35 protein-coding genes are annotated in these 25,732 nt (G+C 54.6%); 33 read left to right on the plus strand and 2 right to left on the minus strand.

Going from position 1 to position 25,732, the window contains the following annotated elements; genetic code table 11:
• The first annotated feature begins 87 nt into the window (after positions 1-87).
• The 30 genes from rpsJ to bfr all read left to right on the plus strand — a co-directional run bounded on the left by rpsJ (position 88) and on the right by bfr (position 16,041).
• The gene (gene rpsJ / locus GHN92_RS11460; RefSeq protein ID WP_003186070.1) at positions 88-399 is read left to right on the plus strand and encodes a 30S ribosomal protein S10; all 312 of its coding nucleotides are present in this window, start codon (positions 88-90) and stop codon (positions 397-399) included.
• Between the two features lie 81 nt (positions 400-480).
• Entirely contained in the window at positions 481-1,116 is a 636-nt protein-coding gene (gene rplC / locus GHN92_RS11465) for a 50S ribosomal protein L3 (protein ID WP_016779175.1), read from the plus strand.
• A gap of 12 nt (positions 1,117-1,128) precedes the next feature.
• Positions 1,129-1,731, plus strand: coding sequence for a 50S ribosomal protein L4 (gene rplD, locus GHN92_RS11470; protein ID WP_016779176.1), 603 nt, complete (start codon positions 1,129-1,131; stop codon positions 1,729-1,731).
• Positions 1,728-2,027, plus strand: coding sequence for a 50S ribosomal protein L23 (rplW, locus tag GHN92_RS11475; protein WP_003444375.1), 300 nt, complete (start codon positions 1,728-1,730; stop codon positions 2,025-2,027). Before rplD ends, rplW begins: the two co-directional genes overlap by 4 nt.
• Positions 2,028-2,041: 14 nt before the next feature.
• Positions 2,042-2,866, plus strand: a complete 825-nt coding sequence (gene rplB / locus GHN92_RS11480; RefSeq protein WP_016779177.1) for a 50S ribosomal protein L2 — start codon at positions 2,042-2,044, stop codon at positions 2,864-2,866.
• Positions 2,867-2,882: 16 nt separating this feature from the next.
• Positions 2,883-3,158: a 30S ribosomal protein S19 gene (rpsS, locus tag GHN92_RS11485; RefSeq protein ID WP_003232420.1), complete on the plus strand. Its 276-nt coding sequence runs from the start codon at positions 2,883-2,885 to the stop codon at positions 3,156-3,158.
• A gap of 13 nt (positions 3,159-3,171) precedes the next feature.
• A complete protein-coding gene (gene rplV / locus GHN92_RS11490; protein WP_003444373.1) occupies positions 3,172-3,504 on the plus strand; it encodes a 50S ribosomal protein L22 in 333 nt (110 codons plus the stop codon).
• Between the two features lie 13 nt (positions 3,505-3,517).
• Positions 3,518-4,204, plus strand: a complete 687-nt coding sequence (gene rpsC / locus GHN92_RS11495; protein ID WP_003176422.1) for a 30S ribosomal protein S3 — start codon at positions 3,518-3,520, stop codon at positions 4,202-4,204.
• A gap of 12 nt (positions 4,205-4,216) precedes the next feature.
• The gene (gene rplP, locus GHN92_RS11500) at positions 4,217-4,630 is read left to right on the plus strand and encodes a 50S ribosomal protein L16 (RefSeq protein ID WP_016779178.1); all 414 of its coding nucleotides are present in this window, start codon (positions 4,217-4,219) and stop codon (positions 4,628-4,630) included.
• Positions 4,630-4,821 (plus strand): 50S ribosomal protein L29, encoded by a 192-nt coding sequence (gene rpmC, locus GHN92_RS11505; RefSeq protein WP_003444371.1) that lies wholly within the window; start codon positions 4,630-4,632, stop codon positions 4,819-4,821. Before rplP ends, rpmC begins: the two co-directional genes overlap by 1 nt.
• A 2-nt stretch (positions 4,822-4,823) precedes the next feature.
• A complete protein-coding gene (rpsQ, locus tag GHN92_RS11510; protein ID WP_003194644.1) occupies positions 4,824-5,090 on the plus strand; it encodes a 30S ribosomal protein S17 in 267 nt (88 codons plus the stop codon).
• Positions 5,091-5,113: 23 nt separating this feature from the next.
• Positions 5,114-5,482, plus strand: a complete 369-nt coding sequence (gene rplN, locus GHN92_RS11515) for a 50S ribosomal protein L14 (protein ID WP_002555479.1) — start codon at positions 5,114-5,116, stop codon at positions 5,480-5,482.
• An 11-nt stretch (positions 5,483-5,493) separates the two neighbouring features.
• Positions 5,494-5,808, plus strand: a complete 315-nt coding sequence (rplX, locus tag GHN92_RS11520; protein WP_016779179.1) for a 50S ribosomal protein L24 — start codon at positions 5,494-5,496, stop codon at positions 5,806-5,808.
• A 22-nt stretch (positions 5,809-5,830) separates the two neighbouring features.
• Complete coding sequence (rplE, locus tag GHN92_RS11525; protein ID WP_003444368.1) at positions 5,831-6,370, plus strand: 50S ribosomal protein L5; 540 nt, start codon at positions 5,831-5,833, stop codon at positions 6,368-6,370.
• A gap of 13 nt (positions 6,371-6,383) precedes the next feature.
• The gene (gene rpsN / locus GHN92_RS11530; protein ID WP_003444367.1) at positions 6,384-6,689 is read left to right on the plus strand and encodes a 30S ribosomal protein S14; all 306 of its coding nucleotides are present in this window, start codon (positions 6,384-6,386) and stop codon (positions 6,687-6,689) included.
• Positions 6,690-6,900: 211 nt separating this feature from the next.
• Positions 6,901-7,293, plus strand: coding sequence for a 30S ribosomal protein S8 (gene rpsH, locus GHN92_RS11535; protein ID WP_003444366.1), 393 nt, complete (start codon positions 6,901-6,903; stop codon positions 7,291-7,293).
• A gap of 12 nt (positions 7,294-7,305) precedes the next feature.
• Complete coding sequence (rplF, locus tag GHN92_RS11540) at positions 7,306-7,839, plus strand: 50S ribosomal protein L6 (RefSeq protein WP_016779180.1); 534 nt, start codon at positions 7,306-7,308, stop codon at positions 7,837-7,839.
• A gap of 10 nt (positions 7,840-7,849) precedes the next feature.
• Positions 7,850-8,200 carry a 50S ribosomal protein L18 gene (gene rplR, locus GHN92_RS11545; protein WP_016779181.1) on the plus strand — a complete coding sequence of 117 codons (351 nt, stop codon included), beginning with the start codon at positions 7,850-7,852 and terminating at the stop codon, positions 8,198-8,200.
• A gap of 3 nt (positions 8,201-8,203) precedes the next feature.
• The gene (gene rpsE, locus GHN92_RS11550; protein WP_003186035.1) at positions 8,204-8,704 is read left to right on the plus strand and encodes a 30S ribosomal protein S5; all 501 of its coding nucleotides are present in this window, start codon (positions 8,204-8,206) and stop codon (positions 8,702-8,704) included.
• 2 nt (positions 8,705-8,706) lie between these two features.
• Positions 8,707-8,883 carry a 50S ribosomal protein L30 gene (gene rpmD, locus GHN92_RS11555; RefSeq protein ID WP_003186033.1) on the plus strand — a complete coding sequence of 59 codons (177 nt, stop codon included), beginning with the start codon at positions 8,707-8,709 and terminating at the stop codon, positions 8,881-8,883.
• A 3-nt stretch (positions 8,884-8,886) separates the two neighbouring features.
• Positions 8,887-9,324, plus strand: coding sequence for a 50S ribosomal protein L15 (rplO, locus tag GHN92_RS11560; RefSeq protein WP_016779182.1), 438 nt, complete (start codon positions 8,887-8,889; stop codon positions 9,322-9,324).
• Positions 9,325-10,653: a preprotein translocase subunit SecY gene (gene secY / locus GHN92_RS11565; protein WP_003444361.1), complete on the plus strand. Its 1,329-nt coding sequence runs from the start codon at positions 9,325-9,327 to the stop codon at positions 10,651-10,653.
• Positions 10,654-10,685: 32 nt separating this feature from the next.
• Positions 10,686-10,802, plus strand: a complete 117-nt coding sequence (gene rpmJ, locus GHN92_RS11570) for a 50S ribosomal protein L36 (protein WP_002555468.1) — start codon at positions 10,686-10,688, stop codon at positions 10,800-10,802.
• Between the two features lie 129 nt (positions 10,803-10,931).
• The gene (rpsM, locus tag GHN92_RS11575) at positions 10,932-11,288 is read left to right on the plus strand and encodes a 30S ribosomal protein S13 (protein WP_016779184.1); all 357 of its coding nucleotides are present in this window, start codon (positions 10,932-10,934) and stop codon (positions 11,286-11,288) included.
• Between the two features lie 30 nt (positions 11,289-11,318).
• Entirely contained in the window at positions 11,319-11,708 is a 390-nt protein-coding gene (gene rpsK / locus GHN92_RS11580) for a 30S ribosomal protein S11 (RefSeq protein WP_007924177.1), read from the plus strand.
• A gap of 17 nt (positions 11,709-11,725) precedes the next feature.
• Complete coding sequence (rpsD, locus tag GHN92_RS11585) at positions 11,726-12,346, plus strand: 30S ribosomal protein S4 (protein WP_003444359.1); 621 nt, start codon at positions 11,726-11,728, stop codon at positions 12,344-12,346.
• A 22-nt stretch (positions 12,347-12,368) separates the two neighbouring features.
• On the plus strand, positions 12,369-13,370 hold the full coding sequence (rpoA, locus tag GHN92_RS11590; protein ID WP_003176403.1) for a DNA-directed RNA polymerase subunit alpha: 1,002 nt from the start codon (positions 12,369-12,371) through the stop codon (positions 13,368-13,370).
• 42 nt (positions 13,371-13,412) lie between these two features.
• A complete protein-coding gene (gene rplQ / locus GHN92_RS11595) occupies positions 13,413-13,799 on the plus strand; it encodes a 50S ribosomal protein L17 (protein WP_016779185.1) in 387 nt (128 codons plus the stop codon).
• Positions 13,800-13,972: 173 nt separating this feature from the next.
• On the plus strand, positions 13,973-15,421 hold the full coding sequence (locus GHN92_RS11600) for a catalase (protein WP_153380185.1): 1,449 nt from the start codon (positions 13,973-13,975) through the stop codon (positions 15,419-15,421).
• A gap of 155 nt (positions 15,422-15,576) precedes the next feature.
• The gene (gene bfr / locus GHN92_RS11605; protein ID WP_016779187.1) at positions 15,577-16,041 is read left to right on the plus strand and encodes a bacterioferritin; all 465 of its coding nucleotides are present in this window, start codon (positions 15,577-15,579) and stop codon (positions 16,039-16,041) included.
• 181 nt (positions 16,042-16,222) lie between these two features.
• On the opposite strand, the gene uvrA is transcribed toward bfr, so the two are convergent.
• Positions 16,223-19,057 (minus strand): excinuclease ABC subunit UvrA, encoded by a 2,835-nt coding sequence (gene uvrA, locus GHN92_RS11610; RefSeq protein ID WP_094999498.1) that lies wholly within the window; start codon positions 19,055-19,057, stop codon positions 16,223-16,225.
• 198 nt (positions 19,058-19,255) lie between these two features.
• Between uvrA and GHN92_RS11615 the strand changes: the two genes are divergently transcribed.
• On the plus strand, positions 19,256-20,647 hold the full coding sequence (locus GHN92_RS11615) for an MFS transporter (RefSeq protein WP_095019084.1): 1,392 nt from the start codon (positions 19,256-19,258) through the stop codon (positions 20,645-20,647).
• A gap of 9 nt (positions 20,648-20,656) precedes the next feature.
• Entirely contained in the window at positions 20,657-21,181 is a 525-nt protein-coding gene (locus tag GHN92_RS11620; RefSeq protein WP_016779190.1) for a single-stranded DNA-binding protein, read from the plus strand.
• A gap of 132 nt (positions 21,182-21,313) precedes the next feature.
• Here the strand turns inward: GHN92_RS11620 and GHN92_RS11625 are convergent, their stop codons facing one another.
• Complete coding sequence (locus GHN92_RS11625) at positions 21,314-23,752, minus strand: membrane-bound PQQ-dependent dehydrogenase, glucose/quinate/shikimate family (protein ID WP_153380236.1); 2,439 nt, start codon at positions 23,750-23,752, stop codon at positions 21,314-21,316.
• A gap of 684 nt (positions 23,753-24,436) precedes the next feature.
• On the opposite strand from GHN92_RS11625, the gene GHN92_RS11630 reads away from it, so the two are divergent.
• A complete protein-coding gene (locus GHN92_RS11630; protein ID WP_094999496.1) occupies positions 24,437-25,729 on the plus strand; it encodes a carbohydrate porin in 1,293 nt (430 codons plus the stop codon).
• The last annotated feature ends 3 nt before the right edge of the window (positions 25,730-25,732 follow it).

Consider the following 25,732-nt stretch of genomic DNA (forward strand, 5'->3'; position numbering starts at 1 on the left):
ACCTACTGGGGTCGTCTATAGAATTGCGCCTCCTTTTAACGGGCGTATTGCGCTCGGTGGGAACAGCAATCTGGAGTCTGAAATCCAATGCAAAATCAGCAAATCCGTATCAGGTTGAAGGCTTTTGACCATCGCCTGATCGACCAATCAACCCAGGAAATCGTGGAAACCGCGAAACGTACTGGTGCTCAAGTGCGTGGTCCAATTCCACTGCCTACCCGTAAAGAGCGGTTCACCGTTCTGGTCTCCCCGCACGTCAACAAAGACGCGCGTGACCAGTACGAGATCCGTACTCATAAGCGCGTACTGGACATCGTCCAGCCAACGGATAAAACCGTTGATGCACTTATGAAGCTTGATCTTGCGGCCGGTGTGGAAGTGCAGATCAGCCTCGGCTAAGACTTGGGTCTTAGTCGTGTAACGCTCTGAAATGGGCGGCCATAGCGGGTGAAAGCCCCGTACACTCATGAGGTTTACAACATGACTATTGGTGTAGTCGGTCGTAAATGCGGTATGACCCGTATTTTCACCGAAGAAGGTGTCTCCATTCCGGTCACGGTCATTGAGATCGAGCCGAATCGCGTCACCCAGTTCAAAACTGAAGAAACCGATGGCTATCGTGCAGTGCAAGTCACTGTCGGCGAGCGTCGCGCTTCGCGTGTAACAGCTGCTCAAGCGGGTCACTTCGCTAAAGCAAACGTTGCCGCCGGTCGTACCGTAATGGAATTCCGTCTTGAAGAAGGCGAGTACCAGGCTGGCGATCTGATCAACACTGAAATCTTCACCGCTGGCCAACTGGTTGATGTAACCGGTCAGTCCAAGGGTAAAGGCTTCCAGGGTACGATCAAGCGTTGGAATTTCCGTGGCCAAGACAACACTCACGGTAACTCCGTTTCCCACCGCGTCCCGGGCTCTATTGGCCAGTGCCAGACTCCTGGTCGTGTATTCAAGGGCAAAAAAATGTCCGGTCATATGGGCGCTGAGCGCGTGACCGTGCAGTCCCTGGAAGTAGTGCGCGTCGACGCTGAACGCAATCTGTTGTTGGTCAAGGGTGCTGTTCCTGGCGCTACTGGCGGCAACCTGGTTGTACGTCCAGCGGCCAAGGCTCGCGGTTAAGGGGAAGCTGACATGCAATTAAATGTAAATGACGCTCAAGCGATCGAAGTTTCCGAACTGACTTTCGGCGGCGAATTCAACGAGACGCTGGTTCACCAAGCAGTCGTGGCCTACATGGCCGGCGGCCGTCAAGGTAGCAAGCAGCAAAAGACCCGTTCCGACGTTCGTGGTGGCGGTAAGCGCCCTTGGCGTCAGAAAGGTACTGGCCGTGCTCGTGCCGGTACTATCCGTAGCCCAATCTGGCGTGGCGGCGGTACCACTTTCGCAGCTCGTCCACAGGATCACTCCCAGAAGCTGAACAAGAAGATGTATCGCGCAGCAATGCGTTCCATCCTTGCTGAGCTGGTGCGTACTGATCGTCTGGTCGTGGTTCAGGACTTCGCTGTTGAAGCGCCGAAAACCAAAGATCTGCTCAACAAGCTGAATGGCATGGGTCTGACTGATGTCCTGATCGTGTCTGAAGGTGTTGATCAGAACCTGTACCTGGCTGCTCGTAACCTGCCACACGTTGATGTACGTGACGTGCAAGGTTCCGATCCAGTTAGTCTGATCGCATACGACAAGGTGTTGATCACCGTGTCGGCCGTGAAGAAATTCGAGGAGCTGCTGGGATGAACCAGGAACGCGTATTTAAAGTTCTGCTTGGCCCGCACGTTTCCGAGAAGGCTACGGTTCTGGCAGACAAGAAAGGCCAGTTCGTTTTCAAGGTTGCTACCGATGCAACCAAGCTGGAAATCAAGAAGGCCGTCGAAAGCCTGTTCAGCGTGAAAGTTGAGCGTGTTACTACCCTGAACGTTCTGGGTAAGAGCAAGCGCACCGCTCGCGGCGTGGGCAAGCGTAATGACTGGAAGAAGGCAGTAATCTCCCTTCAGCCAGGCCAAGATCTCGATTTCAGCAGCAGTGCTGAGTAAGGAAGGGGTGCATCATGGCAATCGTTAAATGCAAACCGACTTCCCCTGGCCGCCGTCATGTGGTCAAGGTGGTCAACCAGGAGCTGCATAAAGGCGCTCCTCACGCACCGCTGCTCGAGAAGAAATCGAAGTCTGGTGGTCGTAACAACAATGGCCGTATTACCACTCGTCACATCGGTGGTGGTCATAAGCAGCATTACCGTATGGTCGACTTCCGTCGCAACGACAAAGATGGCATTCCAGCCACTGTTGAGCGTATCGAATACGATCCAAACCGTACTGCTCACATCGCTCTGATGCTGTACGCAGACGGCGAGCGCCGCTACATCATCGCCCCTAAAGGCGTGAGTGCTGGCGACCAGCTGATTTCGGGTGCTTTGGCCCCAATCAAGCCGGGTAACTCGTTGCAACTGCGCAGCATTCCAGTTGGTAGCACCGTACACGGCATCGAATTGAAGCCGGGTAAAGGCGCGCAAATCGCACGTTCCGCTGGTGCTTCGGCTCAGCTGGTCGCTCGTGATGGTGTCTATGTGACCCTGCGTCTGCGCTCTGGTGAAATGCGTAAAGTACTGGCTGAATGCCGTGCGACCCTGGGTGAAGTCTCGAACTCCGAGCACAGCCTGCGTTCGCTGGGTAAAGCTGGTGCCAAACGCTGGCGTGGCGTTCGCCCAACCGTTCGTGGTGTTGCCATGAACCCGGTTGACCACCCACATGGTGGTGGTGAAGGTCGTACCTCTGGTGGTCGTCATCCGGTATCGCCATGGGGCTTCCCGACTAAGGGCGCGAAGACTCGTGGTAATAAGCGTACCGACAAAATGATCGTCCGTCGTCGCAAGTAAATAGAGGGATACGACAGTGCCACGTTCTCTGAAAAAAGGTCCTTTTATTGATCTTCACCTACTGAAGAAGATCGAAGTGGCGGCGGAAAAGAACGATCGCAAACCGGTGAAAACCTGGTCGCGTCGTTCGATGATCCTGCCACAAATGGTCGGTCTGACCATCGCTGTGCATAACGGTCGTCTTCATGTCCCAGTTCTCGTGAACGAAGACATGGTTGGCCATAAACTAGGCGAGTTTGCCGGTACCCGCACTTATCGTGGGCACGTGGCAGACAAGAAAGCCAAGCGTTAAGGGGTAAGGAACGATGGAAGTAGCCGCTAAGTTGTCGGGCGCTCGAATCTCCGCCCAGAAAGCCCGCTTGGTCGCCGACCAGATCCGCGGGAAGAAGGTGGGCGAAGCGCTCAACCTGTTGGCTTTCAGCAACAAGAAAGCCGCCGAGATCATCAAGAAAGTGCTGGAGTCGGCCGTAGCCAACGCCGAGCATAACGAAGGCGCAGACGTTGACGACTTGAAAGTCGCCACCGTTTTCGTCAACGAAGGGCGTTCGCTGAAGCGCATCATGCCGCGTGCCAAAGGCCGCGCTGATCGCATCGTCAAGCGGTCTTGCCATATCACTGTCAAGGTTGCTGACAAGTAACGGAGTCGAAGAGATGGGTCAGAAAGTACATCCCATTGGCATTCGCCTGGGAATCGTCAAGGAGCACACCTCCGTCTGGTACGCAGACGGCCGGACTTATGCGGACTACTTGTTCGCTGATCTGAAGGTGCGTGAATACCTCCAAGACAAACTAAAAAGCGCGTCCGTAAGCCGTATCGATATCCATCGTCCGGCCCAAACTGCACGTATCACCATCCACACCGCTCGTCCAGGTATCGTTATCGGGAAGAAAGGTGAAGATGTTGAGAAACTGCGTCAGGACCTGACCAAGCAAATGGGTGTGCCTGTGCACATCAATATCGAAGAGATCCGCAAGCCGGAACTCGACGGTATGCTGGTTGCGCAGAGCGTAGCTCAGCAGCTGGAGCGTCGTGTAATGTTCCGTCGCGCGATGAAACGCGCTGTACAGAACGCTATGCGCATTGGTGCCAAAGGCATCAAAATCCAAGTGAGCGGTCGTCTCGGCGGTGCTGAAATCGCACGTACTGAATGGTATCGCGAAGGTCGTGTGCCATTGCACACCCTGCGTGCCGACATCGACTATGCCAACTACGAAGCTCACACCACTTACGGTGTGATCGGTGTAAAGGTTTGGATCTTCAAAGGCGAAGTAATTGGTGGTCGCCAAGAAGAACTGAAGCCACAAGCACCAGCGCCTCGTAAAAAAGCTGCTAAGTAAGGGGTACGCCAAATGTTACAACCTAAGCGTACGAAGTTCCGCAAGCAAATGACTGGCCACAACCGTGGCTTGGCATTGCGCGGTAGCAAAGTCAGCTTCGGCGAATACGCGCTGAAGTCTGTTGCTCGTGGTCGTCTCACCGCTCGTCAGATCGAATCAGCGCGTCGTGCACTGACCCGTCACGTTAAGCGTGGCGGCAAGATCTGGATCCGTGTATTCCCGGACAAGCCTATTTCCAAAAAGCCCCTAGAAGTTCGTATGGGTAAAGGTAAGGGTAACGTGGAATATTGGGTTGCCCAGATTCAGCCAGGCAAAGTCCTGTATGAAATCGAGGGTGTTACTGAAGAGCTGGCGCGTGAGGCTTTCGCCCTGGCTGCTGCAAAGCTGCCGCTCGCCACCTCCTTTGTTAAACGGACGGTGATGTGATGAAAGCGAATGAACTTCGTGAAAAATCCGCACAGCAGCTGAACGAGCAACTGCTCGGCTTGCTGCGCGACCAGTTCAATCTGCGTATGCAGAAAGCAACTGGCCAGTTGGGGCAGTCGCATCTGCTCTCGCAAGTTAAGCGTGACATCGCTCGCGTGAAGACTGTGCTCAAACAGCAGGCAGGTAAGTAATCATGGCTGAAGCCGAAAAGACTGTCCGTACGCTGACTGGCCGTGTTGTCAGCGACAAGATGGACAAAACCATCACCGTTCTGATCGAGCGTCGCGTTAAGCACCCGATCTACGGTAAATACGTTAAGCGTTCGACTAAGCTGCACGCGCACGACGAAACCAATCAGTGCCACATCGGCGACAAAGTCACTATTCGTGAAACTCGTCCGATGGCCAAGACCAAGTCTTGGGCACTGGTTGATGTTCTCGAACGCGCTGTGGAAGTCTAAGGACTAGGGGTCGGAGAAATTATATGATTCAGACTCAATCCATGCTCGATGTGGCCGATAACAGCGGCGCACGCCGCGTTATGTGCATCAAGGTGCTGGGTGGCTCCCATCGTCGTTACGCTGGTATCGGTGACATCATCAAAGTTACCGTGAAGGAAGCAATTCCTCGCGGTAAAGTGAAAAAAGGCCAAGTGATGACTGCTGTTGTAGTCCGCACTCGTCACGGCGTACGTCGTGCTGATGGCTCCATTATCCGCTTTGATGGCAACGCTGCTGTTCTTCTGAACAACAAGCAAGAGCCGATCGGCACCCGTATCTTTGGGCCAGTGACCCGTGAACTTCGTACTGAGAAGTTCATGAAGATCGTCTCGCTCGCCCCAGAAGTGCTGTAAGGAGATCCGACATGCAAAAGATTCGTCGTGACGACGAGATCATCGTGATCGCCGGCAAAGACAAAGGTAAGCGCGGTAAGGTGCTTAAGGTTCTCGCTAACAACCGTTTGGTTATTGGCGGTCTGAACCTGGTTAAGCGTCATACCAAGCCTAACCCGATGTCGGGCGTACAAGGCGGTATCGTCGAGAAAGAAGCTCCACTGGACGCTTCTAACGTGGCCATCTTCAACAGCGAAACCAGCAAAGCAGATCGCGTTGGTTTCAAAGTAGAAGAAGGCAAAAAAATTCGTGTCTTCAAGTCGACCCAAAAAGCGGTTGATGCTTGAACACTGCTAGGTAGATGAGACCATGGCACGACTAAAAGAGATTTACCGGAAGGAAATCGCTCCGAAACTTAAGGAAGAACTTAAGCTTTCGAACGTGATGGAAGTTCCGCGCGTTACCAAAATCACCCTGAACATGGGTTTGGGCGAAGCGATCGGTGATAAGAAAATCATCGAGCACGCTGTAGCTGATTTGGAAAAAATCACGGGTCAAAAATGTGTAGTGACCTACGCTCGCAAGTCCATCGCAGGCTTCAAAGTTCGCGAAGGCTGGCCGATCGGCGTTAAGGTTACTCTGCGCCGTGAGCGTATGTACGAATTCCTGGATCGTCTGCTGTCGATCTCCCTGCCTCGGGTACGCGACTTCCGCGGCCTGAATGCCAAGTCCTTCGATGGTCGTGGTAACTACAGCATGGGCGTAAAAGAGCAGATCATCTTCCCGGAAATCGACTACGACAAAATCGATGCTCTCCGCGGTCTGGACATTACCCTGACCACCACTGCTCGGACAGATGATGAAGGTCGCGCCTTGCTGCGTGCTTTCAAATTCCCGTTCCGCAACTGATTGGAGTAGGACCATGGCTAAGATGAGCATGAAAAACCGCGAGCTGAAACGTCAGCTCACGGTTGCCAAGTTCGCCAAGAAGCGTGCAGCACTGAAAGCTATCATCGTGGATCTGAACGCAAGTCCAGAAGCACGTTGGGAAGCTCAAGTTGCTCTGCAGAAGCAGCCACGTGACGCAAGCGCTGCGCGCATGCGTAACCGCTGCCGCCTGACTGGCCGTCCGCATGGTGTTTACCGCAAGTTCGGCCTTGGCCGTAACAAATTGCGTGAAGCAGCAATGCGTGGCGACGTACCAGGTCTGGTTAAAGCCAGCTGGTAAGGCGCACAGGCAAAGTTACCCCTGTCAGGGTTGCAAGATCCTGACAGCCGGTGACCTTGAATATGAATCAAGCCCCTATTGGGGCTTGATTCATTTCTGGCGTGTGTCTAGAATGACCGGCTCGCCTGAGCCCGTGCTTTTTAAGCATTGAGTACTCGGCGACAGTTGTAGCCGCAAGGCTAATTCTTTTTGTATCAGGAGCGTCTAGCCCATGAGTATGCAGGACCCGTTAGCGGACATGCTAACTCGAATCCGTAATGCCCAGATGGCTGAAAAGTCCGTCGTAAGCATGCCATCTTCCACGTTGAAGGTAGCTGTAGCCAAAGTTCTCAAAGACGAAGGTTACATCGCGGATTATCAGATCAGCAGCGAAATCAAGCCACTGCTGTCTATCGAGCTGAAGTACTTCGAAGGCCGTTCGGTTATCGAAGAAGTTAAGCGCGTTAGCCGTCCAGGCCTGCGTCAGTACAAGTCCTCCGAAGATCTGCCGAAAGTTCGTGGCGGTCTGGGTGTGTCTATCGTCTCCACCAGCAAAGGTGTGATGACGGATCGTGCTGCGCGCGCTGCCGGTGTCGGCGGCGAAGTTCTTTGCACTGTGTTCTAAGGGGGGATAAGCATGTCACGCGTCGCTAAGAACCCCGTTAAGCTGCCAGCTGGTGTCGAAGTAAAATTCGCCGGCCAACAGCTTTCGGTGAAGGGTGCCAAGGGTACTCTAGAACTGAACATCCATTCGTCCGTTGAGATTGTTGAAGAAGCTGGTGAGCTGCGTTTCGCTGCTCGCAATGGCGATCAACAAACTCGCGCAATGGCTGGTACCACTCGTGCGTTGGTAAACAACATGGTCCAAGGCGTAAGCCAAGGCTTCGAGCGCAAGCTCCAGCTGGTCGGTGTTGGTTACAAAGCGCAAGCAAAAGGCACAGTGCTGAACCTGGCTCTTGGCTTCTCGCACCCAGTGGATTACGAGTTGCCGGAAGGCATCACCGCTGAGACTCCTAGCCAAACCGATATCCTGATCAAGGGTATTGATAAGCAGCTGGTAGGTCAGGTGGCCGCTGAGATCCGCGGTTTCCGTCCGCCAGAGCCTTATAAAGGCAAGGGTGTACGTTACGCGGACGAAGTCGTCCGTCGTAAAGAAGCCAAGAAGAAGTAGGGCATAGCAAATGACCGACAAAAAAGTTACTCGCCTGCGCCGCGCTCGCAAAGCACGTCTGAAAATGCACGAACTAGAAGTCGTGCGTCTCTGCGTGTTCCGCTCGGCACAGCACATATACGCCCAGGTCATCTCGGCCGACGGCAGCAAAGTCCTGGCAAGCGCCTCGACTTTGGACAAAGAACTGCGTGATGGTGCCACTGGCAACATCGACGCGGCCACAAAGGTTGGCCAGCTGGTCGCTACGCGTGCAAAAGCCGCTGGCGTCTCGCAGGTGGCTTTCGACCGCTCTGGCTTCAAGTACCACGGCCGCGTGAAAGCGCTGGCTGAGGCTGCTCGTGAAGCTGGGCTGGAGTTCTAAGTTATGTCAAATAACGACCAAAAGCGCGACGAAGGCTACATTGAGAAGCTGGTTCAAGTTAACCGCGTAGCCAAAACCGTTAAAGGCGGCCGTATCTTCACTTTCACCGCGTTGACCGTGGTTGGTGATGGTAAAGGGCGCGTTGGCTTCGGCCGTGGCAAGTCACGTGAAGTGCCTGCTGCGATCCAGAAGGCAATGGAAGCTGCTCGCCGCAACATGATTCAAGTGGACCTTAACGGCACCACTCTGCAGTACGCCATGAAATCCGCCCACGGCGCTTCCAAGGTTTACATGCAGCCTGCTTCTGAAGGTACCGGTATCATCGCTGGCGGCGCTATGCGTGCTGTCCTCGAAGTTGCTGGCGTTCAGAACGTACTGGCCAAGTGCTACGGCTCGACTAACCCGGTAAACGTGGTTCACGCCACTTTCAAAGGTTTGAAAGCTATGCAATCTCCTGAATCTATTGCCGCCAAGCGTGGCAAAAGCGTCAAGGAGATCTTCTGATCATGGCTACCGTTAAAGTAACGCTGATCAAAAGCATGACCGGCCGTATCCCTAACCACAAACTGTGCGTTAAGGGTCTGGGTCTGCGTCGCATCGGTCACACTGTAGAAGTACTTGATACTCCCGAGAATCGCGGGATGATCAACAAGGCTTACTACATGCTGCGTGTAGAGGGTTAATCGATGAAACTCAATGATCTGAGTCCAGCGCCGGGTTCCCGTCGCGAAAAGCATCGTCCGGGCCGTGGTATCGGTAGTGGTTTGGGTAAGACTGGTGGCCGTGGTCACAAAGGTCAGACCTCCCGCTCCGGTGGCACCATTGCTCCAGGCTTTGAAGGCGGTCAACAGCCGCTGCATCGCCGTCTGCCTAAGTTCGGTTTCGTATCCCTGAAAGCCATGGATCGCGCAGAAGTGCGTTTGTCCGAGCTGGCTAAAGTGGAAGGCGACATCGTAACTGTGCAGACCCTGAAAGATGCCAACGTGATCAACGTCAACGTACTGCGTGTGAAAATCATGCTGTCCGGTGAAGTGACTCGCGCTGTCACAATCGGCAAGGGAATCGGCGCCACCAAAGGTGCGCGTTCGGCTATCGAAGCAGCTGGCGGCAAGTTCGAGGAATAAATGGCTAAGCAAGGTGCTCTCTCAGCGCTCAGCAAAGGCGGGTTATCCGAGCTCTGGGCTCGACTGCGTTTTCTATTCCTGGCGATTATCGTCTACCGGATAGGCGCACACATCCCAGTTCCAGGTATCAACCCGGACCGGCTGGCGGACCTGTTTCGACAGAATGAGGGGACCATACTTAGCTTGTTCAACATGTTTTCCGGCGGCGCGCTGGAGCGGATGAGTATTTTTGCGCTGGGGATCATGCCGTACATTTCGGCATCGATCATCATGCAGCTTATGTCCGCTGTCAGCCCGCAACTGGAGCAGTTGAAGAAGGAAGGTGAAGCTGGCCGTCGCAAGATTAGCCAGTACACCCGCTACCTCACTGTCGCTCTTGCTCTTGTCCAGGCTATTGGCATGTCCATTGGTCTGGCAGGGCAAGGCGTAGCGTTCACTGGTGACCTGGGCTTCCATTTCGTTGCAGTAACCACGTTTGTGGCGGGTGCAATGTTCATGATGTGGCTGGGTGAGCAGATTACTGAGCGTGGTGTTGGCAACGGTATCTCGATGTTGATTTTTTCGGGTATCGTCGCCGGTCTTCCGAGAGCAATCGGGCAGTCTTTCGAGTCTGCACGTCAGGGCGATATCAATATCTTCGCTCTGGTTGCTATCGGTTTGCTGGCAGTAGCGATTATCGGTTTTGTGGTGTTCATTGAGCGTGGCCAGCGTCGTATTGCTGTTCACTACGCCAAGCGTCAGCAGGGCCGCAAGGTGTTTGCTGCGCAGACTAGCCACCTACCGCTGAAAGTGAATATGGCCGGTGTTATCCCGGCTATTTTTGCGAGCAGCATTTTGCTGTTCCCGGCTTCGCTGGGTGCCTGGTTCGGTCAGTCTGAAGGTATGGGCTGGTTGCAGGACATCTCGCAGTCGATCGCTCCTGGTCAGCCGTTGAATATTCTGCTGTTTAGTGCAGGGATTATTTTCTTCTGCTTCTTCTATACGGCGTTGATGTTCAATCCGAAAGACGTAGCGGAAAACCTGAAGAAGTCCGGTGCCTTTATTCCGGGTATCCGTCCAGGTGAGCAGTCGGCACGCTATATTGATGGCGTTTTGACTCGTTTGACTCTGTTCGGTGCTCTTTATATGACGGCCGTGTGCCTGTTGCCCCAGTTCCTGGTGGTTGCGGCAAACGTTCCGTTCTACCTTGGCGGGACCTCGTTGCTGATCGTTGTTGTGGTTGTTATGGACTTCATGTCCCAAGTACAATCGCACCTCGTTTCGCACCAGTACGAATCCCTGATGAAGAAAGCCAACCTGAAGGGCTACGGCAGCGGCATGCTCCGCTGAAGTACTACCCCGTAAGGTGAGAGGAGTTGGTGATGAAAGTTCGTGCATCGGTGAAAAAGCTGTGCCGTAACTGCAAGATTATTCGCCGCGAAGGTGTTGTTCGGGTAATTTGCAGCGCGGAACCACGTCACAAACAGCGCCAAGGCTGAGTGTGATCTGTTTGAAGCCCAGCAGCTAGTGCGCTGCTGGGTTGATTATTTGTTATTACAGCGATATTATCTCGCGCCCTATTTCTTGGCTTCCGGGGCGTAGGTAGCTGTCAATTGGAGTCCCACTGAATGGCCCGTATTGCAGGCGTTAACATTCCAGATAACAAGCACACTGTTATCTCGCTGACCTACATCTATGGTGTTGGTCGCACTACCTCACAGAAAATCTGTGCGGATGCTGGTGTAAACCCAGCCGCTAAGATCAAGGATCTGAGCGACGAGCAGATTGAGTTGCTGCGTGGCGAAGTGGCGAAGTTCACCACTGAAGGTGACCTGCGTCGTGAAGTCAACATGAAAATCAAACGCTTGATGGACCTGGGCTGCTACCGCGGTCTGCGCCATCGTCGTGGTCTTCCAGTGCGCGGTCAGCGTACCAAGACCAACGCGCGTACTCGCAAAGGTCCGCGTAAGCCGATCCGCAAGTAATCGCACCAGCGAATCGACAGGAATTTAGTCATGGCAAAACCTGCTGCTCGTCCTCGTAAAAAAATTAAAAAGACAGTGGTTGATGGCATCGCCCACATCCACGCGTCTTTCAACAACACCATCGTGACCATCACGGATCGTCAGGGTAACGCGCTTTCTTGGGCTACCTCTGGTGGTTCGGGTTTCCGCGGTTCACGCAAGTCCACCCCGTTCGCTGCTCAAGTAGCTGCTGAACGTGCTGGTCAAGCTGCGCTGGAATATGGCCTGAAAAACCTTGACGTTAACGTCAAGGGCCCAGGTCCAGGTCGTGAGTCCGCTGTCCGTGCTTTGAACGGCTGTGGCTATAAGATCGCCAGCATCACCGACGTGACGCCAATCCCGCACAACGGGTGCCGTCCGCCGAAGAAGCGCCGCGTGTAATCAGGAGACTGTAAAGAATGGCTCGTTACATTGGTCCAAAATGCAAACTGGCACGTCGTGAAGGCACTGATCTCTTCCTGAAGAGTGGTGTGCGCGCTATCGAATCGAAGTGCAATATTGAAGCTGCTCCAGGCATCCACGGCCAACGCCGCGGTCGCCAATCCGACTACGGTACCCAACTGCGTGAAAAGCAGAAGGTCCGTCGTATCTACGGCGTTCTCGAGCGTCAGTTCAGCGGCTACTACAAACAAGCTGCTGGCAAAAAAGGTGCAACCGGTGAAAACCTGCTGCAACTGCTCGAATGCCGCCTGGATAACGTCGTATACCGTATGGGTTTCGGTTCTACTCGTGCCGAATCTCGTCAGTTGGTATCGCACAAGTCGATCAGCGTTAACGGTCAGACCGTAAACGTTCCGTCCTACCAGGTTCGTGCTGGTGACGTGGTCGCTATCCGCGAGAAAGCAAAGAACCAGCTTCGCATTGTCCAAGCTCTCGATCTGTGTGCCCAACGTGGCCGCGTAGAATGGGTAGAAGTAGACACTGAGAAGAAGTCGGGCGTTTTCAAGAACGTTCCTGCTCGCAGTGATCTGTCCGCCGACATCAACGAAAGCCTGATTGTCGAGCTCTACTCCAAGTAAGGGCTAGAAAATAGGTGCATCCATGCAGATTTCGGTAAATGAGTTCCTGACACCTCGCCATATTGATGTGCAAGTTGTCAGTCCAACCCGCGCTAAAATCACTCTCGAGCCTCTCGAGCGTGGTTTTGGCCACACCCTGGGCAACGCGCTGCGCCGCATCCTGTTGTCCTCAATGCCAGGCTGTGCAGTAGTCGAGGCCGAGATTGACGGTGTGCTCCACGAGTACAGCGCCATCGAAGGTGTACAGGAAGACGTAATTGAAATCCTGTTGAACCTTAAAGGTCTGGCTATCAAGCTGCACGGCCGTGACGAAGTTACGCTGACCTTGTCGAAGAAGGGTTCGGGGGTGGTTACCGCTGCCGATATTCAGCTGGATCATGATGTCGAGATCGTTAATCCCGATCACGTAATCGCCAACCTGGCGTCTAACGGCGCCTTGAACATGAAGCTCACCGTAGCTCGTGGTCGTGGTTATGAACCAGCAGACTCGCGTCAGAGCGATGAAGACGAAAGCCGCAGCATTGGTCGCTTGCAGCTGGATTCTTCGTTCAGCCCGGTTCGCCGTATCGCATACGTGGTGGAAAACGCCCGTGTCGAGCAGCGCACCAACCTGGACAAGCTGGTTATTGATCTGGAAACCAACGGTACACTGGATCCTGAAGAGGCCATTCGTCGTGCTGCAACCATCCTGCAACAGCAGTTGGCTGCATTCGTCGACCTCAAAGGTGACAGCGAGCCAGTGGTAATCGAGCAGGAAGACGAGATCGATCCGATCCTGCTTCGTCCTGTTGACGATCTGGAACTGACCGTGCGTTCGGCCAACTGCCTTAAGGCGGAGAACATTTACTACATCGGTGACCTGATTCAGCGCACCGAAGTAGAACTGTTGAAGACTCCGAACCTGGGCAAGAAATCCTTGACTGAAATCAAGGACGTTCTGGCCTCCCGTGGTCTGTCCCTCGGCATGCGCCTCGACAACTGGCCGCCTGCAAGTCTTAAGAAGGACGACAAGGCGACTGCCTGATCGTCGTAATCACCGAACGTTGTGTTTGGTAAGGAATGAACCATGCGTCATCGTAAAAGTGGTCGTCACCTGAGCCGCACTAGCTCGCACCGCAAGGCTATGTTTCAAAACATGGCAGTGTCGTTGTTCGAGCACGAGCTGATCAAAACGACTCTGCCGAAAGCCAAAGAATTGCGTCGCGTTGCTGAGCCGCTGATTACTCTGGCCAAGATTGATTCTGTTGCTAACCGCCGTCTGGCCTTCGACCGTACTCGTTCGAAAGCCATGGTTGGTAAGCTGTTCAACGATCTGGGCAAGCGTTATGCAACTCGTGAGGGTGGCTACCTGCGCATCCTCAAGTGCGGTTTCCGCGCTGGCGACAACGCGCCTATGGCGTACGTCGAGTTGGTTGATCGTCCAGTTGGCGGTGAAGCTGTATCCGCTGAGTAAGACGTCAGTCTCTACAAAGAACCGGGCCTAGTGCCCGGTTTTTTGTGCGCGTTCGATTATGATTATCTATTGATTCTCATCATTTAATGCATTTGCCCATGTGTAATTCATGGTCAATACTCCTCGTCAGCCGATTAGCCGGCAGTACAAAGACTGACTGAGGAAGCAAACATATGAGCCAGACCAAAACGCTTACAACCGCCAGCGGCGCTCCAGTTGCGGATAACCAGAATTCTCGTTCTGCCGGTCCTCGTGGCCCATTGCTGCTTGACGATTTTCATCTGATCGAAAAGCTCGCGCACTTCAACCGTGAAAACATTCCTGAGCGTCGCGTACACGCCAAGGGTTCAGGCGCCCATGGCACTTTCACCCTGACCCGTGACATGACTCAGTACAGCAGTGCCAAGCTGTTTGATACCATCGGCAAGCAAACCCCCACTTTTCTGCGCTTCTCAACGGTAGGTGGCGAGCGCGGCTCGGCAGATACCGAGCGTGATCCACGTGGCTTTGCCCTCAAGTTCTACACCGAGGAAGGTAACTGGGACATCGTCGGTAATAACACCCCGGTGTTTTTCATCCGTGACCCGCTTAAATTTCCCGACTTTATCCACACCCAAAAACGCCTCCCGCAAAGCAACCTGAAAAGCGCACAGATGATGTGGGACTTCTGGTCGCACTCCCCTGAGTCGCTGCACCAGGTCACCATCCTGTTTTCCGATCGCGGCATTCCAGATGGTTACCGCCATATGCATGGCTTTGGCAGCCACACGTACAGCCTGATCAATGCTGCGGGTGAGCGTCACTGGGTCAAATGGCATTACAAAACCAAGCAGGGCATCAAGAACCTGCCGCCTGCAGAGGCTGCGCGCCTTGCCGGTACCGACCCGGATTACGCACAGCGTGACTTGTTTGGCGCCATCGAACGCGGTGACTTTCCGAAATGGCGCGTATGCATGCAGGTCATGACTGAAGCTCAGGCTGCAGCCCACTATGAGAACCCGTTTGACGTGACCAAGACCTGGTCGCAGAAAGAGTTCCCGCTGATTGAAATCGGTGAGCTGGAGCTGAACCGCAACCCGCTGAACTACTTTGCCGAAGTGGAGCAGGCTGCGTTCGGGCCAAGCAATATGATCCCGGGTGTGGGCCTGTCGCCTGACCGCATGCTGCAAGGCCGTGTGTTCGCGTATGCCGATGCCCATCGCTACCGTGTAGGCACTAACCACCAGCACCTGCCGATCAACTCACCACGGGTACCTGTGCATAACTATCAGCGTGATGGCTCTATGGCCTTCGGCAACAATGGTGGTGCTGCACCGAACTATGAGCCGAACAGCTATGGCGACGCGCCAAAACAAGCACCGCAATATGCTGAGCCGCCATTGGCCCTCAGTGGTGCAGCTGATCGTTACGATCATCGTGTAGACAGCGATTACTACAGCCACGCCGGTGCCCTGTTCCGACTGATGAACGACGAGCAGAAAGCCCTGCTGATCAACAATATTGCAGGGGCTATGGAGGGTGTGACGGGGGATGTCGTCGAGCGTCAGCTGCAGCATTTCTACAATGCTGATCAGGCTTATGGTGATGGTGTTGCCAAGGCGTTGGGTGTACAGCGTAACTAACTCTAAGTGAGAAGCAGAACCGCCCTCAATTGGGCGGTTTTTGCGTTATTTAACCCTGTTTTCTCTGAAAAACAGGGTTTTTATTGCGATTTAGCCGTGACCTCTCAGTCGGCTTGGTTCAAACTACAGCCTTTCAAGCAGGGAGATGTAAGGCAATGCAAGGCCACCCGGATGTAATCGATTATCTCAATACGTTGCTGACCGGCGAGTTGGCTGCGCGTGACCAATATTTCGTCCATTCCCGTATGTACGAGGATTGGGGTTTCACCAAGCTTTACGAGCGTATCAACCACGAGATGGAGGAAGAGGCACAACACGCTGATGCGTTGATGCGCCGGATTCTGATGCTCGAGGGTACGCCGCGCATGCGCCCTGACGACCTGGATGTGGGCACTACGGTGCCTGAGATGTTCGCTGCCGACCTGCGCCTGGAATATAAAGTCCGTGCCGCGCTGTGCAAAGGCATCGCCCTGTGCGAACTGCACAAGGACTACGTGAGCCGTGACATGTTGCGTGTTCAGCTGGCAGACACCGAAGAAGACCACACCTACTGGCTGGAAAAACAGCTGGGCCTGATCAAGTCGATCGGCTTGCAGAACTACCTGCAATCGCAGTTCTGATCCAGGGAAGCTGAGATGCTTTTGGTGGGAGCGTGGCTTGCCCGCGATGCAGGCAAAACGGTCTGGCTTGTGTGTCGCGGCGTTACCATCGCGAGCAAGCCCGCTCCCACAAGAATTTGATTTGCGCTCAGTAAAAAGCCCCTGCCATCTCACGATGGCAGGGGCTTTTTCGTACCGCGATTTAAGCCTTGTCGCGAATCAACAGTGGCTTCAGGTAGAAGCCCGTGTGTGATTGCTTCATCTCGGCTACTTCTTCCGGTGTACCGGTAGCAATGATCTGCCCGCCCTTGGAACCCCCCTCAGGGCCGAGATCCACCAGCCAGTCAGCGGTCTTGATCACGTCCAGGTTGTGCTCGATCACTACCACGGTATTACCGTGATCGCGAAGACGATGCAGCACATCCAGCAACTGCTGGATGTCAGCAAAGTGCAAACCGGTAGTAGGCTCATCGAGGATATACAAGGTCTTGCCTGTATCGCGCTTGGACAGCTCGCGGGACAACTTGACCCGTTGCGCCTCACCGCCTGACAGCGTGGTGGCGGATTGTCCTAGCTTGATATAGGACAAGCCTACATCCATCAGCGTTTGCAGCTTACGCGCCAGTGCAGGCACGGCATCGAAGAACACTCGCGCTTCTTCGATGGTCATTTCCAGCACTTCGTGGATGCTCTTGCCCTTGTATTTGATCTCAAGGGTTTCACGGTTGTAACGCTTGCTTTTGCACACATCGCAAGGCACATAGATGTCCGGCAGAAAGTGCATTTCTACCTTGATCAGGCCATCACCCTGACAGGCCTCGCAGCGTCCGCCCTTTACGTTGAAAGAGAAACGCCCCGGGCCGTAACCGCGCGAGCGCGACTCGGGCACACCCGAGAACAACTCGCGGATTGGCGTAAACAACCCGGTGTAGGTCGCAGGGTTGGAGCGCGGCGTACGGCCAATCGGGCTTTGGTCGATATCGACGACCTTGTCCAGATGCTCAAGCCCCTTGATGCTGTCGTGCGCCGCCGCTTCCAGCGTGGTCGCGCCATTCAGTGCCGTGGCGCTGAGCGGGTAGAGTGTGTTGTTGATCAGGGTGGATTTGCCTGACCCCGAGACCCCAGTGACACAGGTCAGCAGGCCAATCGGAATTTCCAGATCAACATTGCGCAAGTTATTGCCGCGAGCACCCTTGAGCGACAGTGTCAGCTTCTTGTTGCGCGGTGTGCGCTTGGCGGGTACGGCAATCTTCACACGCCCCGACAGGTATTTGCCTGTCAGTGAGTCAGGGTGAGCCATCACCTCGGCCGGTGTACCTTCAGCAACAATATGACCGCCATGCACGCCAGCACCAGGGCCGATATCCACCACATAGTCCGCCAGGCGGATGGCGTCTTCGTCGTGCTCCACCACAATCACGGTGTTACCGATATCACGCAGATGCTTGAGGGTGCCCAGCAGGCGATCGTTATCGCGCTGATGCAGGCCGATGGAGGGCTCGTCGAGGATATACAGCACGCCAACCAGGCCTGCACCAATCTGACTGGCCAGACGAATACGCTGGGCTTCACCGCCTGACAGGGTATCGGCACTACGGTCCAGCGACAGATAGTCCAGCCCCACATTCACCAGGAACTGCAGGCGCTCGCGAATTTCCTTAAGGATTTTGTCAGCGATTTCGCCACGGCGTCCGCTCAGGCTCAGCGTGCTGAAGTATTCGGTCGCATCACCGATAGGCATGCTGGTGACCGCGGGCAGGGTTTTTTCGCCGACCCATACATGACGGGCTTCGCGACGCAGTCGGGTACCCCGGCAATCCGGGCAGGACTGGGTGCTGAGGAATTTGGCCAGTTCTTCGCGCACGGTGGCCGACTCGGTTTCGCGATAACGGCGTTCCAGGTTTGGCACGATGCCTTCGAACGGGTGAGCACGCTTGACGATATCGCCACGATCATTCAGATAGCGGAAATCCACGTTTTGCGTGCCGCTGCCATACAGGATCACCTTTTGCTTGTCGGCCGGCAGCTCGCTGAACGGCACTTCAAGGCTGAAGTCGTAATGCTTGGCCAACGCCCCGAGCATCTGGAAGTAATAAACGTTGCGCCTGTCCCAACCGCGGATCGCGCCTTCGGCCAGCGTCAGCTCACCATTGACCAGGCGCTTGATATCGAAGAACTGCTTGACCCCCAGACCATCGCAGGTCGGGCATGCACCTGCCGGGTTGTTGAAGGAAAACAGCTTGGGTTCCAGCTCGCTGATCGCATGGCCGCAAATCGGGCAGGCGAAGCGCGCGGAAAAGATTATTTCTTCGCCCGGCTCATCGTCCATCGGCGCAACCAGGGCAATGCCATCAGCCAGTTTCAGCGCTGTCTCGAAAGACTCGGCCAGGCGCTGCTGCAGATCGGCACGCACTTTAAAGCGGTCAACCACCACATCAATGCTGTGCTTTTTCTGTTTGTCGAGCTTGGGCAGTTCGTCCAGCTCGCAAAGCTTGCCGTTGACCCGGGCGCGAACAAAACCCTGGGCGCGCAGTTCTTCAAATACTGAAAGGTGTTCGCCCTTACGCTCGCGGATCACCGGCGCCAGCAGCATCAGCTTGCTGCCTTCGGGCTGGGCCAGTACCAGGTCGACCATTTGGCTGACGGTCTGGGCTTCCAGAGGAATGTCGTGATCCGGGCAGCGCGGGATACCTACGCGGGCATACAGCAGGCGCAGGTAGTCGTAGATTTCGGTGATGGTGCCGACCGTGGAGCGCGGGTTGTGCGAGGTCGATTTTTGCTCGATGGAAATCGCCGGCGACAGACCCTCGATGGTATCGACGTCAGGCTTTTCCATCATCGACAGGAACTGCCGCGCATAGGCTGACAACGACTCGACATAACGGCGCTGGCCTTCGGCATACAGCGTGTCAAACGCGAGGGATGATTTGCCGGAGCCAGACAGTCCGGTGATAACGATCAGTTTGTCCCTTGGCAGGGTCAGGTCGATGTTCTTCAGGTTGTGGGTTCGTGCCCCACGTATCAGGATCTTGTCCACTGCGGCCTCGCTTGGCGGGCATAACGTAAACGAATGAGTATACGGATCTGTGCGAAAGCTGTGCAGGCCCTTGATGGCACACTGTCATTCAAGCAGCCTTTATAACTTTTGCGTGACAAAGCGTCGCGTCTCTCTCGTGTATGTGCTGTTAGACGATGGGACTGATAGAATCGCCGCCGGTTCACATGAGGTTTTTCCATGCACGATCCCCACAGCGAACGCATGAGTAGCGGCGAGACCCGGGCAGCAAGCGGTCTGGCCCTTGTGTTCGCCTTCCGTATGCTGGGCATGTTTATGGTGTTGCCGGTTCTGGCAACCTATGGAATGGACCTTGCCGGTGCAACGCCCGCCCTGATTGGTCTGGCGATTGGCGCTTATGGCCTGACCCAGGCCATTTTCCAGATCCCCTTTGGTGTTATTTCCGATCGTATTGGACGGCGCCCGGTCATTTACCTGGGCTTGATTGTCTTCGCGCTGGGCAGTGTGCTGGCGGCCAATTCCGATTCGATCTGGGGCGTCATTGCGGGACGCATCCTGCAAGGTGCGGGGGCGATTTCTGCAGCGGTCATGGCGCTGTTGTCAGACCTTACCCGTGAACAGCATCGCACCAAGGCCATGGCCATGATCGGCATGACCATCGGCTTGTCATTTGCCGTGGCCATGGTGGTGGGCCCGCTCCTGACTCGCGCTTTCGGGTTGTCCGGGCTGTTTCTGGCGACGGGGGCAATGGCGCTGTGCGGGATCGTGATTGTGATGTTTATGGTGCCGCGTTCCACCGGTACCTTGCAGCATCGTGAGTCCGGAGTGGCGAAGCAGGCCTTGCTGCCGACCTTGCGCCATCCCGACCTGTTGCGCCTGGACCTTGGCATTTTTGTGCTGCACGCCATGTTGATGTCGAGCTTTATCGCACTGCCGCTGGCGCTGGTCGAGAAGGCCGGCCTGCCCAAGGAACAACATTGGTGGGTGTATCTGACGGCCTTACTGATTTCATTCTTCGCCATGATCCCGTTCATCATCTACGGCGAAAAGAAACGCAAAATGAAACGAGTTTTGCTCGGCGCCGTCGTGACGTTGATGCTCACTGAGCTATTCTTCTGGAAGTTCGGCGACAGTTTACGAACGCTGGTGATTGGCACTGTGGTGTTTTTCACTGCGTTTAACCTGTTGGAGGCTTCATTGCCTTCGCTGATCAGCAAAGTTTCACCCGCAGGCGGCAAGGGCACGGCGATGGGGGTTTACTCCACCAGCCAGTTCCTCGGATCGGCACTGGGCGGCATACTCGGCGGCTGGCTGTTTCAGCATGGCGGTCTGTCGGTTGTGTTCCTGGGAGGCGCAGGTCTGGCTGCACTCTGGTTGGCCTTTGCTGTTACCATGCGTGAACCACCGTATGTAACAAGCCTGCGCCTGCCGTTATCGCCCGAGGCGTTGCGCGAAGCAGGTCTGGCTGAGCGTCTAAAGGCAGTCAATGGCGTTACAGATGCAGTGATCGTGGCTGAAGAGGCTGCGATTTATATCAAATTGGACACCGAACTATTGGATCGCGCGACACTCGAGCAGTTGGTTAACCCAGCGCCGACGTGCGAAGCCTAGGAGAACGTTATGGCCCGTGGGGTTAACAAAGTTATATTGGTCGGCACATGCGGCCAGGATCCCGAAGTTCGCTACTTGCCTAACGGTAATGCCGTGACCAACCTGAGTCTGGCAACCAGCGAACAATGGACTGACAAGCAAACCGGTCAGAAAGTCGAGAAGACTGAATGGCACCGTGTATCGATGTTCGGCAAAGTGGCCGAAATCGCCGGCGAATACCTGCGCAAGGGTTCGCAGGTGTACATCGAAGGCAAGCTGCAAACCCGTGAGTGGGAAAAAGACGGTATCAAGCGTTACACCACCGAAATCGTGGTCGACATGCAAGGCACCATGCAACTGCTGGGTGGCCGTCCACAGGGCGACCAGCAAAACCAGGGTGGTGGCAACAACTACCAGCAACAACAGTCGGCTCCGCGTCAGCAGGCTCAACGCCCTGCACCGCAGCAACAGCAACAGTCGCGCCCTGCGCCGCAACAGCAGGCCCCGCAGCCAGCTCCGGATTTCGACAGCTTTGATGACGATATTCCGTTCTAGGTCTTGCCTTGGGCTTAACAGCTTCAGCATTACCTAAAAAGCCCCGAGAGTTCTGCTCTCGGGGCTTTTTGTTTGCCTCAAAAATAATCCCCGTAAACGGGGATTATTTTTTACATAAACGCAACCAGCCGTTTATTTTTCAGCGCTGTCCGGTAATGCATACGCAATGATGTAATCACCTACGTCAGGGGAGTGGCTCATGCCCCCTGCGGAGATCACCACGTATTGTTTCCCGGTAACCGGTGATTTGTAGATCAGCGGTGCGGCCACTGCGCCGACAGGCAAGCGTGCTTTCCACACTTCTTTACCGGTTGCCGAGTCGAGCGCACGCAGGTAGTAGTCTTGAGTCCCGGCAAAGAACACCAGGCCCGAGGCTGTTGAGGTTGGACCACCCAGTGTTGGCATGCCCAGCGGTATCGGCATGTGGGTTTTAATTCCCATAGGGCCGGTATCCTGGACGGTGCCCATAGGCACTTGCCACACCAGTTTCTGAGTATTGAGATCAATCGCACTCATGCTGCCGAACGGGGGTGTATTGCACGGCACGCCCAGTGGCGATTGCAGAATGTCGATTCTCACGCCGCCATAGATACCGGCGACTTGTGGGCGAATGGTTCCCATGAAACCGGGCACTTCGTCAGTCGATACTTTGAACTTGCTGGTGTCTTCCTTCGTCACCAGCGACATCCGCAGGGGCACACGCATGTCGTTAACAAACATCATGCCTGTATTTTCGTCGATGGAGATGCCCCCCCAGTTCATACCGCCCAACAAGCCTGGCCATTCGATGTACGGTTTCTCGGACGGAGGTGTAAACGGGCCCACGTAAACGGAGTCCTTGAACATGATCCGGCAGTACAGTTGATCGAAAGTCGTCACGCCCCACATGGACTTCTCAGTCAGTGGCTCAACACCAATAGTTGGCATTCCGACCGAAAACGGTTGAGTCGGTGACAGGTGCTCGCCTTCAGCAGCAGGTGAGGTTGGAACCGGACGTTCTTCAACTTCGGTAACAGGTTTGCCTGTACGACGGTCCAGAACAAAAATATTGCCTGTTTTGCTGGTCTGGATCAAAACCGGCGTTTTCTCGCCGTCAGCGCTCTTCCAGTCATACATGACTGGCTGAGAAGGCAGGTCGTAATCCCACACATCGTGGTGAACGATCTGGTAAACCCACTTGGCTTTACCGGTCGATGCATCCACAGCTACAACCGCCGAGCCATATTTTTCCTTGGCCGCGTTGCGATCACCGCCCCAGTAGTCCGGTGGGCCATTGCCTGTTGGCAGATAGACCAGGTTCAACTCTTTATCGTAAGTAGGAATAGTCCATACGTTAGGCGTTTCCAGCGTGAACTGGTGATCGTCGGCAGTAGCGTCCTTACCCTCAGGTGCGCCTATGTCCCATGCCCAGACCAAATCACCGGTCAGCACGTCAAATGCACGCACGGCCCCTGATGGCTCGCCGGCTACAATGTCACGCACCCAGCCACCGACTACGGTCAGATGACCCATCACAACCGGCAGAGAGGTTGGGTGATAGCGTTTGCTCTTCTCGGTCGGGCCCATGCCTTTCTTGAGATCGACGTAACCGTTCTCACCAAAGCTCGAGCACAGGGCGCCGGTGTGCGCATCAAGCGCAAACAGACGGGCATCTACCGACGACACCAGAATGCGCTGACGGCATTGTTGGTCGTTGTCGTGCGAAGCCTTGACCTCAGCACTCAGGCTGTCGTCTTTATCGATGTCGTAATAACCCACGCCGCGGCAGGTGACGTGTTCTTCAGTTTTGGCTTTAGGGTCGAACTTCCAGAGAGGAGTCCCAGTATCACCATCCAGTGCGGTGATCAGATTCTCTGGTGTGCATGAATACAGCACGTTGCCAATCTGCAACGGCGTGTTTTCGTCTACGCCTGCACCAGCCCCGGTCGTTCTGCGCCCTGTTCTGTATGTCCAGGCGACCTGTAGGTCCTTGACGTTTTCTGGGGTGATCTGCGTGTAAGGCGCAAACCGGGTACCCGATGCGCTGCGACCATAGTATTCCCAATTTTCAGGCGTATCGGCAGTAGGTTCCTTCGGCTCGGATGCCTTCGACGCGACCACAGGATTTGAGATCGCACCGTGAGGGTAAAACGCAGCAATAAAGGTGGCGATCAACGCGGCAAACACCGCAAAGCCCAACCGGTTAGCCACGCGCCGAGTCGTCAGGGATGTACCCGGGAACGTCGCGCCCACCCACAAACTAAGTGTCAGGATAATGGCTGGAACGACAAGGCGTGGCAGCAGTTCCCAATAACTGAACTGACCTACCTCATAAAATGCCCAGACGCATGTAGCAAGGAAAATAAGTGCCGAAAATATAATGCTGAAACGTTTACGCCATAACAATAACGGGGCGAGTAGCAAATAAGCCAACCCGGCTATTAGATAATAACTTGATCCGTCCAGGGCCAATAACATGACCCCGCCGTATATCAATGTCACTGCAACAGCAAAAACGAAGAGGGAAAATATTATTCTCGCGAGCGAGCTGATTGCCCGTCTTTTAGGGGGTGATTGATGGTCATCCGTCATTTTCATGAATGCTCTATGGGTGAATACAAAACTGTTCGTCGTCGGTGCGAACAGCCCGGCCGAATGATCGATTCGGACGTAATTGGTTGGGCGTAAATCCTCTGGCACCTCGTCAATCAAGCGTTAAAGCGCTGAAAAACCAGGTCGTTACCCGGTGAGTCGGATGCTGAACGCGCAGTTGCACACAAAGGACTGAAGGTTCTACGAAACCTGGAGCGGAGCATCAGTGCTCTACAGGGTTGGATTTTGTGACTTTGTTTGCGCTAGCAGGCTAATTTTAATCGGATGATGTCTCGGATAAATCCAGCGCATTGGAAAACAATATTGATGAAACAGTAACAATCAAGTAGTCGTGAGCGACTCAATAGGTGCAGAACGTCATCGGTGCTGGGTGGCCAACGAGCAATGAGTCATAGGCACGATGAGCAGATCTGTTGAGTCATCGCTTCAGGTTCGTGCCTGTTAGTTCAAGAGCTGGCATTCAGGCGAATTGTTACGAACGCACCAACAATGTTTCTTGCAGAGTTGGATGTATTCCAAAAAAGCTAATGCTTACACTTAAGCGTTGCTACTAACGTCAAGCGGCGTTATCCAATCCAGTCCTTACACCCTGACGCAAGCAGCATAAGGCTACTTGCTAAACAGCCTTGATCATCTGCGTTTTTTCAACGGAGCACCTTTCGAATGTTTTTTTCTTTCCGCGCGCTGCTGAGTACCAGCCTGTGCAGCGGTTTGTCGTTCTGTATGTTGGCCCCTGCTTCAGCGTTGGCGGATTCTACGGACTTGATGAGTCGCTCAACACTCACCGGCGATTGGGGAGGGGAGCGACAGAAGCTGGTCGACAAGGGGATTAAGCTGACGGGTGAATACAGCTCCGAGACGATTTCGAACCTGCACGGCGGGATAAAACGCGGCACTCGCTATGCGCAACAAATACGCATTGGCGCGCAGTTTGATCTGAGCAAGTTACTCGACACTCCGGATGCTGGCGTGGTGCAGATCATTATCAATGACCGTCGTGGCCACAGCGCCACGGAAGATTTGCTCGGTAACCGCTTATCAGCTCAGGAAAACTATGGGGGTGAATACACCCGGCTGACCGAGTTCAGCTATCAACGCAATCTGTTTTCCAAAGACCTGTCGGCCAAGGTTGGATATATGGTCATGGGCACCGAATTTGGGGGGATGCCCATCCTGACCAACTTTGTGAGCGCCGGTTTTTGTGCACACCCGTTAACCATGTCCAGCGGCAGTGGATGGGGTAACTATCCGACGGCACACTGGGGGGGAGAACTGCGTTACGACGTTAACCCGTCTCTAACGCTGCAAACCGCTGTGTTCCAAGTCAACCCGGAGCACAACGCACGCCCTTCTGAAGCGTTTTCCATGCCCAGCAACGGCACCACCGGGGCTATTTTGCCACTGGAGGCGATTTTCAATAATCATGCCTTTCTGGATGGTCAGTACAAAGTCGGTTGGTATTACGACACGTCCAATTACCAGAAAATTGGCAGCACAGAAAAGAGCAGTAACCGTACCGGGGCTTACGTGTTGTTTGATCAGGCCATCTGGAAGGACGAGCAAGACCCTGAAAGCGTATTGCGCCTTTTCGGGCAAGCGGCCACCAGTAACGCTGCGACTTCACCGATGCGTCGTTGGTATTCGGTGGGTCTGGTCAAGCAGAAGCCCTTTGCAAACCGCCCCAAAGATACTATCGCCTTTGGTTATGGCCGCGCCGTGATCAATTCGCGCACGCGCGATGAGCAAGAAGCGGCTGCAATCAATTTTGGGGAGTCAGACATGATCGCCAGCCTCGACAACGGCGAGCAGATGCTTGAACTCAACTATGGCGCGCAAGTCACGCCCTGGCTGCTGGTGCGACCGGACATGCAGTACTACATCGAACCGGGCGCGTTCTTCGGTAAAAAAAGAGGAAACGCATTGGCTGTAGGACTACAGATCAAAGCGACTTTTTAACAG

It is taken from the genome of Pseudomonas sp. FSL R10-2964 (genome assembly GCF_009600035.1).
Taxonomy (GTDB): domain Bacteria; phylum Pseudomonadota; class Gammaproteobacteria; order Pseudomonadales; family Pseudomonadaceae; genus Aquipseudomonas; species Aquipseudomonas bubulae.

Coding starts and splice junctions, on each gene's coding strand:
- rpsJ (WP_003186070.1), top strand. CDS start 88: ATGCAAAATCAGCAAATCCGTATCAGGTTGAAGGCTTTTGACCATCGC.
- rplC (WP_016779175.1), top strand. CDS start 481: ATGACTATTGGTGTAGTCGGTCGTAAATGCGGTATGACCCGTATTTTC.
- rplD (WP_016779176.1), top strand. CDS start 1,129: ATGCAATTAAATGTAAATGACGCTCAAGCGATCGAAGTTTCCGAACTG.
- rplW (WP_003444375.1), top strand. CDS start 1,728: ATGAACCAGGAACGCGTATTTAAAGTTCTGCTTGGCCCGCACGTTTCC.
- rplB (WP_016779177.1), top strand. CDS start 2,042: ATGGCAATCGTTAAATGCAAACCGACTTCCCCTGGCCGCCGTCATGTG.
- rplV (WP_003444373.1), top strand. CDS start 3,172: ATGGAAGTAGCCGCTAAGTTGTCGGGCGCTCGAATCTCCGCCCAGAAA.
- rpsC (WP_003176422.1), top strand. CDS start 3,518: ATGGGTCAGAAAGTACATCCCATTGGCATTCGCCTGGGAATCGTCAAG.
- rplP (WP_016779178.1), top strand. CDS start 4,217: ATGTTACAACCTAAGCGTACGAAGTTCCGCAAGCAAATGACTGGCCAC.
- rpmC (WP_003444371.1), top strand. CDS start 4,630: ATGAAAGCGAATGAACTTCGTGAAAAATCCGCACAGCAGCTGAACGAG.
- rpsQ (WP_003194644.1), top strand. CDS start 4,824: ATGGCTGAAGCCGAAAAGACTGTCCGTACGCTGACTGGCCGTGTTGTC.
- rplN (WP_002555479.1), top strand. CDS start 5,114: ATGATTCAGACTCAATCCATGCTCGATGTGGCCGATAACAGCGGCGCA.
- rplX (WP_016779179.1), top strand. CDS start 5,494: ATGCAAAAGATTCGTCGTGACGACGAGATCATCGTGATCGCCGGCAAA.
- rplE (WP_003444368.1), top strand. CDS start 5,831: ATGGCACGACTAAAAGAGATTTACCGGAAGGAAATCGCTCCGAAACTT.
- rpsN (WP_003444367.1), top strand. CDS start 6,384: ATGGCTAAGATGAGCATGAAAAACCGCGAGCTGAAACGTCAGCTCACG.
- rpsH (WP_003444366.1), top strand. CDS start 6,901: ATGAGTATGCAGGACCCGTTAGCGGACATGCTAACTCGAATCCGTAAT.
- rplF (WP_016779180.1), top strand. CDS start 7,306: ATGTCACGCGTCGCTAAGAACCCCGTTAAGCTGCCAGCTGGTGTCGAA.
- rplR (WP_016779181.1), top strand. CDS start 7,850: ATGACCGACAAAAAAGTTACTCGCCTGCGCCGCGCTCGCAAAGCACGT.
- rpsE (WP_003186035.1), top strand. CDS start 8,204: ATGTCAAATAACGACCAAAAGCGCGACGAAGGCTACATTGAGAAGCTG.
- rpmD (WP_003186033.1), top strand. CDS start 8,707: ATGGCTACCGTTAAAGTAACGCTGATCAAAAGCATGACCGGCCGTATC.
- rplO (WP_016779182.1), top strand. CDS start 8,887: ATGAAACTCAATGATCTGAGTCCAGCGCCGGGTTCCCGTCGCGAAAAG.
- secY (WP_003444361.1), top strand. CDS start 9,325: ATGGCTAAGCAAGGTGCTCTCTCAGCGCTCAGCAAAGGCGGGTTATCC.
- rpmJ (WP_002555468.1), top strand. CDS start 10,686: ATGAAAGTTCGTGCATCGGTGAAAAAGCTGTGCCGTAACTGCAAGATT.
- rpsM (WP_016779184.1), top strand. CDS start 10,932: ATGGCCCGTATTGCAGGCGTTAACATTCCAGATAACAAGCACACTGTT.
- rpsK (WP_007924177.1), top strand. CDS start 11,319: ATGGCAAAACCTGCTGCTCGTCCTCGTAAAAAAATTAAAAAGACAGTG.
- rpsD (WP_003444359.1), top strand. CDS start 11,726: ATGGCTCGTTACATTGGTCCAAAATGCAAACTGGCACGTCGTGAAGGC.
- rpoA (WP_003176403.1), top strand. CDS start 12,369: ATGCAGATTTCGGTAAATGAGTTCCTGACACCTCGCCATATTGATGTG.
- rplQ (WP_016779185.1), top strand. CDS start 13,413: ATGCGTCATCGTAAAAGTGGTCGTCACCTGAGCCGCACTAGCTCGCAC.
- GHN92_RS11600 (WP_153380185.1), top strand. CDS start 13,973: ATGAGCCAGACCAAAACGCTTACAACCGCCAGCGGCGCTCCAGTTGCG.
- bfr (WP_016779187.1), top strand. CDS start 15,577: ATGCAAGGCCACCCGGATGTAATCGATTATCTCAATACGTTGCTGACC.
- GHN92_RS11615 (WP_095019084.1), top strand. CDS start 19,256: ATGCACGATCCCCACAGCGAACGCATGAGTAGCGGCGAGACCCGGGCA.
- GHN92_RS11620 (WP_016779190.1), top strand. CDS start 20,657: ATGGCCCGTGGGGTTAACAAAGTTATATTGGTCGGCACATGCGGCCAG.
- GHN92_RS11625 (WP_153380236.1), bottom strand. CDS start 23,752: ATGACGGATGACCATCAATCACCCCCTAAAAGACGGGCAATCAGCTCG.
- GHN92_RS11630 (WP_094999496.1), top strand. CDS start 24,437: ATGTTTTTTTCTTTCCGCGCGCTGCTGAGTACCAGCCTGTGCAGCGGT.